Below are 13,274 nucleotides of genomic sequence, written 5' to 3' on the forward strand. Positions count from 1 at the left end.
TTCGAAAATCGATTCCGATTTTCGGGATCACGAGCTAGATGAGGGATGACGCTACCACCACTTTTCCGGCTGAAATTTGCCCGCCGCCTGTTCGATGACATGAGCGGTCTGGAACAGCGTCTCCTCGTCGAACGGCCGGCCGATGAGCTGCAGGCCGAGCGGCAACCCCTTGCCGTCGAGGCCGGCGGGCACCGAGATTCCCGGCAGGCCGGCCATGTTCACTGTCACGGTGAAGATGTCGTTGAGGTACATTTTCACGGGATCGGAGTTCATGTCCTCGTCCGCAACGCCAAATGCGGCCGACGGCGTTGCCGGGGTCAGGATGACGTCGACGCCGGCGGCGAAGACATTCTCGAAGTCGCGCTTGATCAGCGTACGCACCTTCTGTGCCTGCAGGTAATAGGCGTCGTAATAGCCTGCCGACAGCACATAGGTGCCGATCATGATGCGGCGCTTGACCTCGCGGCCGAAGCCGGCGGCGCGCGTCTTCTCATACATGTCGACGATATCCTTGCCGGGCACGCGCAACCCGTAGCGCACGCCGTCATAGCGCGCCAGGTTGGACGACGCTTCGGCCGGCGCCACGATATAGTAGGCCGGCAGCGCGTATTTGGTGTGCGGCAGCGAGATGTCGACGATTTCGGCGCCGGCGTCCTTCAGCCAGGCAATGCCCTTCTGCCACAGCGCCTCGATGTCTTCCGGCATGCCGTCGACGCGGTATTCGTTCGGAATGCCGACCTTCATGCCCTTGATCGGCTTGCCGATCACCGCTTCGTAATCCGGCACCGGCCGGTCGACCGAGGTCGTGTCCTTCGGGTCGGAGGAGGCCATCGACTTCAACAGGATGGCGGCGTCGCGCACGTCGCGCGCGATCGGACCGGCCTGGTCGAGTGAGGAAGCGAAGGCGACGACACCCCAGCGCGAACAGCGGCCATAGGTCGGCTTGATGCCGACCGTACCGGTGAAGGCGGCGGGCTGGCGGATCGAGCCGCCGGTGTCGGTCGCGGTGGCGCCGGCGCAGAGGAAGGCCGAAACGGCCGAAGCCGATCCGCCGGAGGAGCCGCCCGGCACCAACTGCGCATTGTCCAGCGTGCGCGCTGTCTTCGCGCCACCGGCCGAGACGAAGCCGCCGTCGCCCTGATGCGTCGTTGGCATCACCACCGTGTCGAGGCGCGAGCGCCGCCACGGGTTGATGACCGGGCCGTAATAGGAGGTCTCGTTGGAGGAGCCCATGGCGAACTCGTCCATGTTGAGCTTGCCGAGCATGACGGCGCCGTCGGCCCAGAGATTGCTGGTGACGGTCGATTCGTAGCGCGGCTGGAAACCGTCCAGCACATGGCTGCAGGCCTGGGTATGGATGCCTTCGGTTGCGAACAGGTCCTTGATGCCGAGCGGAATGCCTTCCAGAGCGCCGCCCTCGCCTTTGGCAAGCTTGGCGTCGGAGGCCTTGGCCATATCGCGCGCCTTGTCGCCGGTCACCGCGACATAGGCATTGAGCACCGGATTGGCGCGCTCGATCGCCGAAAGATAGGCTTCCGTGATCTCGGCAGCCGAAATCTCCTTGCCGCGCAGCTTGGCGCGGGCCTCGGAAATGGTGAGGTGTGTGAGGTCGCTCATCAGGCAAGGCTCTTTTCGTAAAACACCGACCACTCGGAGTCGGGATAATCCAGCACCGGGCCGCAACGCGAGAAACCGGCGCGCTCATAGACGGTCCAGGCGGCGGGGTGACGGTCGCCGGTTTCGAGAACCAGGCGTTTCAGCCCTTCCTGCCGCGCCAGCGACTCGACCCGCGCGACGATTTGCGCGCCGATCTTCTGGCCGCGATGCGAGGGCCGCGTGTACATGCGCTTGACCTCGCCGGTCGCGTTGTCATGGCGCTTCAGCGCGCCGCAGCCGACGGCAAGGCCGCCGTCGCGGGCGATGAACACGGTCGTGTCCTTGCCGGCCATCTGCTCGACGGTCAGGTGGTAGCAATGCTCCGGCGGCGTCAGTTCAAGCAGCGTGGCGTTGAGCTCCGCGACCAGCGCGCGCACGTCGTCCTGCAAGGGCGTCTCGACGGCGATCTCGACAGCCACGCCTTACTCCACGACCTTGGGGACGAGGAAGAAATTTTCTTCGGTCGCCGGCGCGTTGGCGACGATGTCGGCTGCCTTGGTGCCGTCGGTGACGACGTCCTCCCGCTTCTTCATCTCCATCGGCGTCACCGAGGTCATCGGCTCGACGCCCGAGACGTCGACCTCGTTCAGTTGCTCGACGAAGCCGAGGATGGCGTTCAGTTCGCCGGTCATGCGTTCGGCATCCTCCTCGCTCACCGCAATGCGGGCAAGGTGCGCGACGCGCTTCACGGTCTGAAGATCAACGGACATGTCTATCGCCTCGGGAAAACCAGTGCGGGCTATAGCGGCGCGACGCTTGCGGCGCAACATCGATCATGCCGGACCGACGGCTCCGGCCGCCCCCTCAGCATTTACTTAAGGCAGTGCCACGCCTTCGCAGTGATAATAGCTGCCGCTGTTGCCGGCTTGCTCGCTATCCGCCGGCCGGACCGAAACGAGATCGATCTGCTTTGGACTCAACTGGGTGACCGAAAGCACATCCGGGAAGACATAACCCGGTTCCTGGCAGATCGCGGTTACCGCCCAGCTCGTAGCGCCGTGTGCCTTGCTGATCTGAAGGAACTCGCAATTGTATTCGACCCCTTGCAAACCATCGGCCGACAATACGATGTTGCCGGCGTCGATGACGGTCTGCAGCGTGTCCTTCTTGGCCTGCGCGCAGAGCTCCTCCGATTGCAGGTAGACGCCCTCGATAAAATCGTCCGCCGCCGGTGCGGGCGTCGCCGCAACCAGCATCGAAACACAAAGAGTCCGTCTCAAGGCCATGATTTAATTCCAGTATCCTGATGCAATGCCCTAGATCGCAATTGCTTTGCCGATCTCGGGCAGCGCCACCTTGACCCCTGATCCTTCCATCCCGGCCACGAATTTGTCGGCGGTCTGGTCGATGATCGGGAAGGTGCCGAAATGGCAGGGAACGACCGTATCGAAGCTGAAAAAGCGGCGGCAGGCAAGGGCTGCCACCGCGCCGCCCATGGTGAAGCGGTCGCCGATGGGCACGATGCCGATCTTCGGCTCATGCAATTCGTTGATCAGCCCCATATCGGAGAAGATGTCGGTGTCGCCCATGTGGTAAAGCGTCTTGTCCTGCGGGAAATGCAGCACGAGCCCGCCCGGGTTGCCGAGATAGGTGTTGGTGCCGCCCTGGCCGCCGAACGAGGAAGAATGCAGCGCCTGGACGAAGGTGACGGTGAAGGGGCCGCAATCGACGGTGCCGCCGATATTGCCGGGATTGATCTTCTTGTCGCTGACGCCCTGGCCGACGAGATACATGCAGATCTCGAAATTGGCGACCAGCATGGCGCCGCTCTTCTTCAGCACCTCGATCGAGCCGCTGACATGGTCGTTGTGGCCATGGGTCAAGAGAACATGCGTCACCCCTTCCGCGGGCCCTTCCCAGCCGCCTGTCCAAGACGGGTTGCCGACAAGATAGGGGTCGATGAGGATGTTGGCGTCCTTTGTCTCGATGCGGAATGCCGAATGGCCGTACCAGGTCAGTTTCATGAATGCGTTCCTCGATTTTCTCGCTGTCAAAGGATAGAACGCCAACGGCAAATTGAAAGTCCTGCGGCCTATCAAAAAGCCGCGCGGCGAAAGACCGGGGTGGGCTGTTGAGCATCATCAGCATTGAGGAATTGCCGGCGCGGCTCGCGGGCGGCCGCACACTCGCCGGCCTCGATCTCGGCGACAAGACGATCGGGATCGCGGTGTCGGACCGTGGCCTGTCCTTTGCTCATCCGCGCCCGGTCATCTTGCGCAAGAAGTTTTCGCTCGATGCCGCCCAGTTGCTGGCTCAACTCGAGAAGGACAATGTCGGCGCGATCGTGCTCGGCCTTCCCGTCAACATGGACGGGTCAGAGGGCCCGCGCGCACAGAAATCCCGCGCCTTTGCGCGCAACATGGCGAGCCTGTCCGACCTGCCCTTCGTGCTATGGGACGAGCGGCTGTCGACGGTCGCAGCCGAACGGACGCTGATCGAGATGGATTTCTCGCGCAAGAAGCGCGCCGGCAAGATCGATTCGGCGGCGGCAGCCTTTATTCTGCAGGGAGCGTTGGACCGACTTCAGTCGCTTGGCCGAGCCGGTCTGGATTGACCGGGCCTTCCCGGCGCCGCCTGACCCATTCGGCGATCTGGCGCCGGCGGCGAAACGCCACCAGGCCGGCAAGCAGAAAACTGTCGAAAACGCAGGCCCGCGCCACCATGCCCGGGATGATCGCCGGATCGATGCCGAGCATCTGGCCGTAGAGCTGGAAGACCAGGTCGTGCAGCTGGCGGCTGAGCATCACATAGCCGAAATTCATGTCGTTGAGCGACAGGAAGAACCAGCCCCAGAACAGGACCAGCGGCGCCGCCCAGAATACGAACAAGGCGCGCATCAACGGCGTCCTCCGGGTCTGGTTTCCGGGCGGCTGGAGATGCGGGAAAGCAGCGAGCTGTGCGCGGCGCCCGTCGCCATGCGATGGGCGGTCAGGCGGGCGTCGGCCTCATGCAAGGTCATAGCGGCAAGCGTCGAGCGTCGCTCCGCGAGCACCGCGACATAGGAGGCGAGCAGCGCCGTCATCTGGATGGCGACCACCATGAACAGCCCGTTGATGCCTTGCGCGGCGCCGCCGACCAGGATGACCGAAAGCAGGAACGAGGCTGAGATGAAGGCGATCCGCACCACCGCGTCGCCGGCATCCGGCCTTGTCGCGATGTTGAGCAGCGTTTCGACGAAAGCCCAGCAGAACAGCAGCGCGACGATCAGCAGCGCGACCGAAAGCGGCGCCACGACGACGGCGTGTTCGAGCCCCGGGAAGCGGCTGCTTTGCACGGATACGCCAAGCACGCCGAGCGCCGACGCGATGCCGCGGTTCCCATCCATGCAGGTATAGGCCAGCAGGGCGAACACGACCGCCCAGTGCAAGGCCAGAAATGATGTCAACACGTGCCGCATGCGCTTCCTGCCTGGCGGAGCACGGGATGCTGATGGTTAACGCTTCCCTACTCCGGTGGTCAGAGTGGGCTCTGCGAAGGCTCCCCGCAATGGAAACCATTTGTTAAGGTTAACGGCCATCCACAGGCCGGCGACGGATCGCGTTTCAGGCCTGTTCAGGTCAGGGGCGGATAGAGCGTGTCGATGATCATGCGCGCGTCATGGCGCGAATCGAGCATGCCGTAGGTGGTGCGCCATTGACCGCCGAGCCTTGTTTCGACGAAGGCGTCGGCAATGCGCCCTGCCCCCAGCCGGCGCAACTCCGCCGCCGCCGCCGACAGCGCCAGTTGTTCGGTCAACAGGCGCGCCGAACCTTGGTCGGTCGAAGCGACCTGCATGGCCGCCTTGAGCACGCCTATAGTGCCCCGGCCACCTGCGCCGAGGTCGCGATCGATGCCGGCCAGAACCTCCTCGAACAGGCCGGGCGCGCGGCCGAGCACGCGCAGCACGTCCAGCGCCATCACATTGCCCGAACCCTCCCAGATCGCGTTGACCGGAGCCTCGCGATAATAACGGGCAAGCGGCGCTTCCTCGACATAGCCGTTGCCGCCGAGGCACTCCATTGCCTCGTAAAGCAGCTGCGGCGCGATCTTGCAGACCCAGTATTTGACCACTGGCGTCATGGCGCGGGCAAAGGCAGCCTCGCCGCGATCGCTCGCGGCCTCGTCGAAGGAGCGCGCAAGGCGGAACGACAGCGCCGTTGCGGCGGCGACGTCGAGCGCCATGTCGGCCAGCACGCGCTGCATCAGCGGCTGGTCGACCAGATTGGTGCCGAACACTTGGCGATGACGCGTGTGGTGGACGGCTTCGGCTAGCCCCGCCCGCATGATTGCCGAAGACGCGACCGCGCAGTCGAGCCGGGTCAGCGTCACCATGTCCATGATCGTCTTGATGCCGGCGCCCGGCTCGCCGACCATCTCGCCGATGGCGTTGACGAACTCCACTTCCGAGGAGGCGTTGGAGCGGTTGCCGAGCTTGTCCTTCAGGCGCTGGAAGCGGAAGCCGTTGCCCGAGCCGTCGCCGAGGATGCGCGGGACGAGGAAGCAGGAAAGCCCTTCCGACGCCTGGGCAAGCACCTGGAAGGCGTCCGACATCGGCGCCGACATGAACCATTTGTGGCCCGTAAGGCGATAGAAGCCGCTTCCTGTCCGCTCCGCCCTTGTGACATTGGCGCGCACGTCGGTGCCGCCCTGCTTCTCGGTCATGCCCATGCCGAGCGTCAGCCCGGTCTTTTGCACCGGCGGTTTCTGGCTCTGGTCGTATTTGCGCGTCGTCACCCGCGGCGCCCATTCGCGGAACAGTTTTGGGCTTGCCATCAGCGCCGCCAGCGAAGCGCTGGTCATGGTGATGGGGCAGAGATGCCCGGTCTCCAGCTCGGCGGTCAGATAGTAGCGGGCCGCTCTCACCTGATGCCGGCGGCCGATCTCGGCGTCGCCGTTCTCCCAGACCGAGGAATGCAGGCCGCCGGCAATCGAGCGGCGCATCAAAGCGTGATAGGCCGGATGGAATTCGACCAGGTCGATGCGGCGGCCCTGACGGTCATGCGTCCTGAGCTTTGGCGTGTCCGTATTGGCGAGGCGGGCAAGCTCCTGCGCCTCCTGCGTCATGACGAAACGGCCAAGCCCGTCGAGGTCCTTGCGCACCGGATCGGAAAAACGCTCGGCAAGCTGGATGAGCAACGGATCGCCCCGCCATGCATTGCCGCCCGTCAGCGGCGGCGGCTGGTTGATCACGTCGTCGGTCACGCCCAATCCTTCTCAGTAGGAAGGCCCTTACCATCTGCAGGCCGCGGTCGCGAATCCGAAGCCATTGCTGCGTTATAGCCCAAGCCACGCAACGAAAATACCGGGGAGAAAGCCCGCAATCCAAAGCTGGCGCTTGCGGCTTTTCAGACCGCACCCTATAGCAGCGCCTTGAGATGACCGACGCTTCGTCCCTGCCGCTCTTCCCCCACCGCCATCTTCTGGGCATCCGCGATCTTTCCCCGGCCGATATCGAGCTTTTGCTCGACCGGGCGGATCAGGCCGTGGCAATCTCACGGCAGTCGGAAAAGAAGACTTCGACGCTGCGCGGCCGCACCCAGATCAACCTCTTCTACGAGGCCTCGACCCGCACGCAATCCTCCTTCGAGCTGGCCGGAAAAAGGCTTGGCGCCGATGTCATGAACATGTCGGTGGCAAGCTCTTCGGTGAAGAAGGGCGAGACGCTGATCGACACCGCCATGACGCTCAACGCCATGCGGCCGGACATCCTCATTATCCGCCACCAGTCGGCCGGCGCGGCCGCACTTCTGGCGCAAAAGGTCGGCTGCTCCGTGGTCAATGCCGGTGACGGCGCGCATGAGCATCCGACGCAGGCGCTGCTCGACGCGCTGACCATACGCCGCGCCAAGGGACCGCTGTCGAAGCTGATCGTGGCGATCTGCGGCGATATCCTGCATTCACGCGTCGCCCGCTCCAACATCATGCTCTTGAACGCACTCGGCGCGCAGGTGCGCGTCGTCGCGCCCTCGACGCTGCTGCCGTCAGGCATCGATAGGATGGGGGTGATCGTCTCGCGTTCGATGGCCGAGGGCCTCAAGGATGCTGACGTCGTGATGATGCTGCGCCTGCAGCGCGAGCGCATGGAAGGCGCTTTCGTACCTTCGATCCGCGAATATTTCCGCTATTTCGGCCTCGACGCCGAGAAGCTGAAAGCGGCGAAGGAGGATGCGCTGGTCATGCATCCGGGCCCGATGAACCGTGGCGTCGAGATCGCCTCGGAGATCGCCGACGGCCCGCAGAGCGTCATCCAGGAACAGGTCGAGATGGGCGTTGCCGTGCGCATGGCGGTGATGGAAGCGCTGCTCGACCCTCGTCGCAACGATGAGGGCCGCAACCACGAGGGGCGCGGCGCATGAGCGTGACGGTCTTCAGCAAGGCCCATATCGTCGACCCTTCGCGCGGCGTCGATGAGATCGGCACAATCATCGTCGACGGCCGCAAGATCGCCGCCGCCGGCAAGACGGCGCTGAACCAGGGCGCTCCCGAAGGCGCTGTCGTCATTGATTGTGCCGGCAAGACGATCATTCCAGGCGTCGTCGATGCGCGCGTCTTTATCGGCGAACCTGGTGGCGAGCATCGCGAGACGATTGCCTCGGCAAGCGTCGCGGCGGCGGCCGGCGGCGTCACCTCCATCGTCATGATGCCTGACACCAATCCGGTGATCGACAATGTGGCGCTGGTCGAGTTCGTGCTGCGCACGGCGAGGGACACGGCCAGCGTCAACATTTTTCCGGCAGCGGCGATCACCAAGGGTCTCGACGGCCGCGAGATGACCGAGTTCGGCCTGTTGCGCGAAGCCGGCGCCGTCGCCTTCACCGACGGACGCCACACGATCGCCAATGCGCTGGTGATGCGCCGCGCGCTGACCTATGCGCGCGATTTCGGGGGCGTGATCGCGCATGAGACCCAGGACGCCGACCTCGCCTCGGCCGGCGTGATGAACGAAGGCCTCTATGCGAGCTGGCTCGGGCTTTCCGGCATTCCGCGCGAGGCCGAGCTCATCCCGCTGGAGCGCGACCTTGCCCTGGCGCGGCTGACAGGCGGCGCCTATCACGCCGCCAAGATCTCGACGGCGATGGCGGTTGGAGCGGTGAGCCGGGCAAAGACGGACGGCGCCAATGTCACGGCGGGCGTCGCCATCCACAATCTGTCGCTCAACGAGAACGATGTCGGCGAATACCGCACCTTCTTCCGGTTGACCCCGCCCTTGCGCGCCGAGGACGACCGGCTGGCGATGATCGAGGCGATCAAGGACGGCACCGTCGACATCATCGTCTCCTCGCACGATCCGCAGGATGTCGACACCAAGCGCCTGCCCTTCGCTGATGCCGCCGCCGGCGCGATCGGGCTGGAGACGCTCCTTGGCGCGGCTCTTCGGCTCTACCACAATGGCGACGTGCCGCTGCTTAGGCTGGTCGAGACGCTTTCGACCGCGCCGGCAAGATTGTTCGGCCTGCCCGGCGGCACGCTGAAGCCGGGCGCGTCGGCCGATCTCGCCGTGATCGATCTCGACGAGCCCTGGATCGTCAGCGAAAGCGGCCTCCGCTCGCGCTCCAAAAACACCTGTTTCGAAGGCGCGCGCCTGCAGGGCAAGGTCTTGCAAACGACGGTGGCGGGCCGCACAGTGTTTTCGGCCTGAGCATCGTCCGACAAGGCGGGACGGTATCGCGATCCGGATACTGAAATAGGAAATTCGGGGGAAACAATGGGTTACGTGCTCGCGCTCATCTTCGGCTATCTGCTCGGATCGATCCCGTTCGGACTCTTGATCACCCGCGCGGCCGGTCTGGGCGACGTGCGCAATATCGGCTCCGGCAACATCGGCGCGACCAATGTTCTACGCACCGGCAACAAGGCGCTCGCCGCGGCGACGCTGCTGCTTGACGCGCTGAAGGGCACGGCGGCAGCGCTCATCGCCGGACATTTCTCGCCGGACTTCGGGCTTCTCGCCGGCTTCGCCGCCTTCCTTGGCCATCTCTTCCCGGTCTGGCTCGGGTTCAAGGGCGGCAAGGGCGTCGCCACCTATCTCGGCGTTCTCCTCGGCCTTGCCTGGCAGGGCATGCTTGTCTTCGCCGTCGTGTGGCTCGCCATGGCCTTCCTGTTCCGTTACTCCTCCTTGGCGGCGCTGGTGGCTGCGGTCGTGGTGCCGATCGCGCTCTATTTCATCAGCACGCCGCAGATTGCCGGCCTCTTCGCGGTCATGAGCCTGATCGTCTTCATCAAGCATCACGCCAACATTTCGCGGCTTCTCGCCGGCACCGAGGGCAAGATCGGGGCGAAGGGATGAGCGGGCCCGCCGCCGGCCCGCGCCTCAGCGACCGGCAGCGGCTGAGCTGGCTTCGGCTGATCCGCACGCCCAATGTCGGCCCGGCCTCTTTTCGCGAACTGATCAATCGCTTCGGCTCGGCCGAAGCCGCGCTCGAAATGCTTCCCGAGCTGATGATTTCGGGAGGCGCCAACCGCATCGTCCGCATTCCGACAATCGCAGAAGCCGAAACGGAGTTGGAAGCGGCGCGCCGCGCCGGCGCCCGTTTCGTCGGCATCGGTGAGGCCGACTATCCTGCCCTGCTGAAGACCATGGACAATCCGCCGCCGCTGCTGGCGGTGAAGGGCGAAGGCGCGGTGTTCCGCCTGCCCGCGGTGGCGATCGTCGGCGCCCGCAACGCCTCGCTTGCCGGCATCAAGATGGCGCGCATGCTGGCGGCGGATCTCGGTCGCGACGGTTACGCCATCGTGTCGGGCCTGGCGCGCGGCATCGACACGGCGGCGCATCAGGGCAGTCTTTCGACCGGCACCGTCGGCGTGCTGGCCGGCGGGCTCGATGTCCCCTACCCGCCCGAAAATATCGGCCTGTGCGATGAGATCGCCGAGCGCGGCGGCGCTATCGTTTCGGAAATGCCGTTCGGCTGGCAGCCGCGCGCGCAGGATTTTCCGCGCCGCAATCGCCTGGTCGCCGGCATGGCGCTGGGGCTGGTCGTGGTTGAGGCGGCGCAACGCTCCGGCTCTCTGATCAGCGCCCGGCTCGCCAACGAGATGGGCCGGCTGGTCTTCGCCGTGCCGGGCTCGCCGCTCGACCCGCGCGCCGCCGGCTGCAACGCCCTGCTCAAGGACGGCGCCACGCTCGTCACCGAAGCCGCCGATGTTTTGGGCGCGCTGGCGCCTCTTGCCGGCACCCGCCCGCCAAGGACCGCGCCGCTCGCCGAGGCACCCGACCTGTCGGCAATGCCGCCGCCCGGCGAGAACGAGCGCGCCGACGTGCTGGAAGCGCTCGGCCCCACACAGGTCGGCGTGGACGAGATCATCCGCCACACGGGCCTGAGCGCCGCGCAGATCGCCATGGTGCTCCTGGAACTCGACCTCGCCGGACGGCTCGAACGCCATGCCGGCGGCAATGTCTCGCTGGTCTTCGAACGTTCCTGATTGGCCTTAAAGCAGGTCGCGTGAAAAAGGATTCACGCGACCTGCTTTAGGTTTTTGACTTTAAGCATGTCTTCGTCCCGAAACCGGGCCCACTTTCGGGAGACATGCTTTAACGGAACAGGTATCGCGACACTTCGGGGTTGCCGCGGCGCCACATCACATTGTCCAGAAAATAGTGATGCACGTTGATGAAGATCAGTACGATGAAGAAGAACAGCGAGGATCCGAGAACCTGCCTGTCGTACGGAATCAAGGCAGTCATCACGGATGGGATCAGCCAGAAACCGAGATAGCCAAGCGCACCGCCGCCGACGATAAATCCCAGGACCCTAAACCTGTAGAGAGGTCCGAGAACGGATAGAATCTTCGGTTCCGGATTTCTTGCGGCATCCGCCATGTCACGCTCGACGTTCGTCTGATAGCGCCAAACCACGGCCAGGTATTGCAGCGAGTGGAGCGCCGGCACCACGAGCAGCCAGAGCGGGTTTATCCTTGCAATCAGGATCCATAGATAGAGCGACGAGACATAGGCCACGATGCCGTTATACGGGAGGGCTCGGCCGTTTCTTCGCCAGCGGTTGATCAGCATCAGAACCGTGGCCGCCGTGGACGCGACGGCCGCCAAAAGGGCGATGTTGGCAATCCACGCCGGGGCGGCAAATGTGTAATATTGCAGGCCGTAGTAATTCCCTTGCGTGACAGCCGTGTTCGTCTGGAGCCACGCAAGGATCCACACGGCATAGCTGTTGACCAGCAGCACCTTCTTGTCGCGGTCGTCGAAGAACTTGCGCTTGAGCACGGCGTCCACCATCAGCATGCCGTAGCCTTGCTTGACGTAGTGCCAGCCCACGAAGAAGAACATCGCGTTGGCAGCATATCCGAGCAGGCGGGTGTTCGCCGTTGCCGCGCCATACGCAAAGAACGCGCCCATGATCAGGGGAACGATGATGCCGGCGAAAATGTAGCGAAGCTGCAGGCTCCTGTCGTATCCCTCCCCGCTCACCTTGCGCCCGAAATTGCGGTAGAAAATCTGGTAGGAGTGGGCGAAGTGCGGATAGTTGACCAGGTATGCCACCACGACCATTGTCGCGGCGACGAGGCCTTCGTACTCGAGCGGCACCAAGAACAGGATCGGCAGAATGAGAAACGCGCTGCCGCCAAGCATGAGGAAATCGGCGACCGGGCCGAAGAGATATTTGCCAGGTGGCGCCGCCGCCTTGGCGGCTGACGCATCTACCGAAAGGTCAAGTGCCATGGTCGAGCTCTCCTTCGGGAAGGCCGACTTTAACCACCACCCGGTCTAGCGACAAGTTTGGGGTTGATGTTCCGAGCTCGCGCCGCAGGCATCAATGCCTCGCTAGATAGATAGTTGTGCGCGTTTCGGCGACTGCAGTTCGCGCCCCATCTTCGCTGCCTGAAAGATGGTCATCAAGACCAGGATCGGCTCTCCGTCGGTCGGGTTGACCGTCAAGGCTACGCGGCCAAGCTCGTCGCTCATGACGCAGGTCCAGTCCTTGACGGCGATCACCTTCTTTTCCGACAATTTTACCCCCTCCCCTGGACGCCCACTAACCGGTGGCAGCCCGGAAACCTCGAAATGCCCTTCATCTTGTATGATCAAGCAGCCTGGTCGCGGCGGTTTCACGACGATGTTCGGAATTGGCGCGATCGATGCCGTCCACTGTGATGGCGAACATCCCGTTTTCGATCCTTGCTATCCAGCCCTTTGCCTTCAAATACCAGAGATGAAACTCTAGATGTTCTCGCGGGCAGCCCGACAAGCGTTCGAGCTCTTCATCGCCAATGCCGGGATTGTTGACGTCTTGCCGGCGTTTTACATAGAGCAGAGACAGCAGTTTGGCCTGAATGACGATGTCCCGTTCAAGCCCTTTGGTGTTGCTCGCTTCCTCGCTCAGCTCGCGCCTAAGGCTCAAATGGTCTTTATACTGGACGTCGTATTGGGCGCGCTTGACCGGATCTTTGAGCGTATTGTGCGCCTCGACGATTTCGCTGAAGCGTGATTCATCGCCCGTGTCCCGATTATCGGGATGGTAGCGCATGGCAAAATAACGAAATATCCGCTCGATCGTTTCCGAATTCGCGTTCGGGCTGATTTCAAGCAGTTCGTAGTAATCAACGAACATAGTGGTGCTTCCACAGAATCGATATTGCGACACCACTCCCCAACGGCAGCATCGCGCAACCGTCCTGCCCGCGCA

At 63.7% G+C, this 13,274-nt stretch carries 16 protein-coding genes; 5 read left to right on the forward strand and 11 right to left on the reverse strand.

The window, feature by feature from the left end; genetic code table 11:
- Positions 1-51: 51 nt before the first annotated feature.
- The 5 genes from RFM40_RS03190 to RFM40_RS03210 form a co-directional block, all read right to left on the reverse strand.
- Positions 52-1,617, reverse strand: a complete 1,566-nt coding sequence (locus RFM40_RS03190; protein WP_320277130.1) for an amidase — start codon at positions 1,615-1,617, stop codon at positions 52-54.
- On the reverse strand, positions 1,617-2,075 hold the full coding sequence (locus RFM40_RS03195; RefSeq protein WP_126100440.1) for a GNAT family N-acetyltransferase: 459 nt from the start codon (positions 2,073-2,075) through the stop codon (positions 1,617-1,619). Before RFM40_RS03195 ends, RFM40_RS03190 begins: the two co-directional genes overlap by 1 nt.
- 3 nt (positions 2,076-2,078) lie before the next feature.
- Positions 2,079-2,366 (reverse strand): Asp-tRNA(Asn)/Glu-tRNA(Gln) amidotransferase subunit GatC, encoded by a 288-nt coding sequence (gene gatC / locus RFM40_RS03200; protein ID WP_320277131.1) that lies wholly within the window; start codon positions 2,364-2,366, stop codon positions 2,079-2,081.
- A gap of 105 nt (positions 2,367-2,471) precedes the next feature.
- Positions 2,472-2,882 (reverse strand): hypothetical protein, encoded by a 411-nt coding sequence (locus RFM40_RS03205; RefSeq protein ID WP_320277132.1) that lies wholly within the window; start codon positions 2,880-2,882, stop codon positions 2,472-2,474.
- A gap of 30 nt (positions 2,883-2,912) precedes the next feature.
- Positions 2,913-3,620, reverse strand: a complete 708-nt coding sequence (locus tag RFM40_RS03210; protein ID WP_320229142.1) for a metal-dependent hydrolase — start codon at positions 3,618-3,620, stop codon at positions 2,913-2,915.
- A gap of 107 nt (positions 3,621-3,727) precedes the next feature.
- On the opposite strand from RFM40_RS03210, the gene ruvX reads away from it, so the two are divergent.
- Positions 3,728-4,210, forward strand: a complete 483-nt coding sequence (gene ruvX / locus RFM40_RS03215) for a Holliday junction resolvase RuvX (protein ID WP_320277133.1) — start codon at positions 3,728-3,730, stop codon at positions 4,208-4,210.
- Here ruvX and RFM40_RS03220 read toward each other — a convergent pair.
- The 3 genes from RFM40_RS03220 to RFM40_RS03230 form a co-directional block, all read right to left on the reverse strand.
- Positions 4,152-4,493: a DUF6105 family protein gene (locus RFM40_RS03220; protein WP_320229140.1), complete on the reverse strand. Its 342-nt coding sequence runs from the start codon at positions 4,491-4,493 to the stop codon at positions 4,152-4,154. The two genes, ruvX and RFM40_RS03220, sit on opposite strands and share 59 nt — an antisense overlap.
- Positions 4,493-5,053 (reverse strand): hypothetical protein, encoded by a 561-nt coding sequence (locus RFM40_RS03225; RefSeq protein ID WP_320277134.1) that lies wholly within the window; start codon positions 5,051-5,053, stop codon positions 4,493-4,495. The genes RFM40_RS03220 and RFM40_RS03225 overlap by 1 nt, the downstream gene beginning before the upstream one ends.
- A 155-nt stretch (positions 5,054-5,208) precedes the next feature.
- On the reverse strand, positions 5,209-6,837 hold the full coding sequence (locus RFM40_RS03230) for a DNA alkylation response protein (protein ID WP_320277135.1): 1,629 nt from the start codon (positions 6,835-6,837) through the stop codon (positions 5,209-5,211).
- Positions 6,838-7,010: 173 nt separating this feature from the next.
- On the opposite strand from RFM40_RS03230, the gene RFM40_RS03235 reads away from it, so the two are divergent.
- The 4 genes from RFM40_RS03235 (at position 7,011) to dprA (ending at position 11,055) form a co-directional block, all read left to right on the forward strand.
- A complete protein-coding gene (locus RFM40_RS03235; RefSeq protein WP_320277136.1) occupies positions 7,011-7,991 on the forward strand; it encodes an aspartate carbamoyltransferase catalytic subunit in 981 nt (326 codons plus the stop codon).
- Positions 7,988-9,274, forward strand: coding sequence for a dihydroorotase (locus RFM40_RS03240; RefSeq protein WP_320277137.1), 1,287 nt, complete (start codon positions 7,988-7,990; stop codon positions 9,272-9,274). The genes RFM40_RS03235 and RFM40_RS03240 overlap by 4 nt, the downstream gene beginning before the upstream one ends.
- 66 nt (positions 9,275-9,340) lie before the next feature.
- Positions 9,341-9,922, forward strand: coding sequence for a glycerol-3-phosphate 1-O-acyltransferase PlsY (gene plsY / locus RFM40_RS03245; protein WP_320273880.1), 582 nt, complete (start codon positions 9,341-9,343; stop codon positions 9,920-9,922).
- Positions 9,919-11,055: a DNA-processing protein DprA gene (gene dprA / locus RFM40_RS03250; RefSeq protein WP_320277138.1), complete on the forward strand. Its 1,137-nt coding sequence runs from the start codon at positions 9,919-9,921 to the stop codon at positions 11,053-11,055. Before plsY ends, dprA begins: the two co-directional genes overlap by 4 nt.
- Positions 11,056-11,164: 109 nt before the next feature.
- Here dprA and RFM40_RS03255 read toward each other — a convergent pair whose 3' ends face one another.
- From RFM40_RS03255 to RFM40_RS03265, 3 genes are all read right to left on the reverse strand, one after another.
- Positions 11,165-12,310 (reverse strand): hypothetical protein, encoded by a 1,146-nt coding sequence (locus RFM40_RS03255; protein ID WP_320229133.1) that lies wholly within the window; start codon positions 12,308-12,310, stop codon positions 11,165-11,167.
- A gap of 102 nt (positions 12,311-12,412) precedes the next feature.
- Complete coding sequence (locus RFM40_RS03260) at positions 12,413-12,598, reverse strand: hypothetical protein (protein ID WP_320229132.1); 186 nt, start codon at positions 12,596-12,598, stop codon at positions 12,413-12,415.
- 61 nt (positions 12,599-12,659) lie between these two features.
- Positions 12,660-13,199 (reverse strand): DnaJ domain-containing protein, encoded by a 540-nt coding sequence (locus RFM40_RS03265; RefSeq protein ID WP_320229131.1) that lies wholly within the window; start codon positions 13,197-13,199, stop codon positions 12,660-12,662.
- Positions 13,200-13,274 lie beyond the last annotated feature (75 nt).

Origin of the sequence: Mesorhizobium captivum, assembly GCF_033977165.1 — a bacterium.
Lineage (GTDB): Bacteria > Pseudomonadota > Alphaproteobacteria > Rhizobiales > Rhizobiaceae > Mesorhizobium > Mesorhizobium captivum.